The organism is Komagataeibacter melaceti, assembly GCF_003403295.1.
GTDB classification, from domain to species: Bacteria; Pseudomonadota; Alphaproteobacteria; order Acetobacterales; family Acetobacteraceae; genus Komagataeibacter; species Komagataeibacter melaceti.
In genome coordinates, this window is sequence record NZ_QUWV01000015.1 from 1 (window position 1) to 1,220 (window position 1,220).

Here is a 1,220-nt window from a genome sequence, read left to right on the forward strand (position 1 = left end):
TTGAATAGCCCCTAGATTTCTGGACGCCCAGGCTCCTAAAAATGAGGACAGGAGGCGTTGATGGGGAAGCCTAATTTCAGTGATGAGTTCAAGCGTGATGCGGTGGCGCAGATTACCGAGCGGGGATATCCGGTAGCGGAAGTTTCGCAGCGGCTCGGGGTCAGTACACATTCGCTATATGCGTGGAAGCGGCAATTCGCGAAGATGGCATCAGGCGATACCGGCAAAGATGCCGAGATCCGGCAACTGAAGCGCGAACTGGCCCGGGTGACCGAGGAGCGCGACATCCTAAAAAAAGTCACCGCGTATTTCGCCAGGGATGCAAAGTGAGATACGCCTTCATTGCCGAGCATCGCGATCATTTTGGAATTCGGGCAATGTGCCGCTGTCTGGCCGTGCAGCCCAGTGGGTATTATGCCTGGCGGAAGGAGCCGCTGAGCCGACGGGCTCGCGAGGACGTCCGACAGACCACGTTGATCCGTCAGGCCTGGAACGACAGTGGCAGGGTTTATGGCTACCGTAAGCTGCACGATGATCTGCTCGATCAGGGCGAGATCTGCTGTCCGAACCGCGTGGCACGCCTGACAAAACTGGCTGGCATCAAAGCGCAGATTGGCTACAGGCGGCGGCCAGGTAGCCATAGTGGCAGGCCATCTCTGGTCATCGACAACACGCTGGCCCGGCAGTTTGATGTCGAGGCACCCGACAGGGTGTGGGTCACAGACATCACCTACATCCGCACCATGGAAGGGTTTGCCTACCTTGCAGTCGTACTCGACCTTTATTCGCGTCGTGTGGTGGGCTGGTCGATGCAGAGCCGCCAGACCTCGGATGTGGTACTGCAGGCGCTCCATATGGCCATCTGGCGACGAAAGCCCAAAAGCCGGGTGCTGATCCACTCCGATCAGGGCAGTCAGTTCACCAGCATGGACTGGACTGCCTTCATACGGGCTCACAATCTGGAACACTCGATGAGCCGCCGCGGCAATTGCCACGACAATGCTGTAGCGGAAAGTTTTTTCTCATCGCTCAAGCGCGAGCGCATCCGGCGTCGAACTTACAAAACGCGCCAGGAAGCCCGGCAGGACGTGTTTGACTACATCGAAATGTTCTATAACCCGGTGCGCAAGCACGTCAGGAACGGGATGCTGTCACCCGTGCAGTTCGAACAACAGCAGATTTTGAATGCTCAAGGCGTCTAGAAAACTAGGGGCTATTCA

Annotated in this window: 1 protein-coding gene; it reads left to right on the forward strand. The window is 57.2% G+C overall.

Annotated features, from left to right (window positions below; genetic code table 11):
- Nucleotides 1-60: 60 nt before the first annotated feature.
- Nucleotides 61-1,202 (forward strand): IS3 family transposase gene (locus tag DY926_RS02055; protein WP_116701877.1). Its coding sequence is split into 2 segments (ribosomal slippage): nt 61-289 and nt 289-1,202, totalling 1,143 coding nucleotides; the frame shifts between segments, so codons are not numbered across the junction.
- Nucleotides 1,203-1,220: the final 18 nt, after the last annotated feature.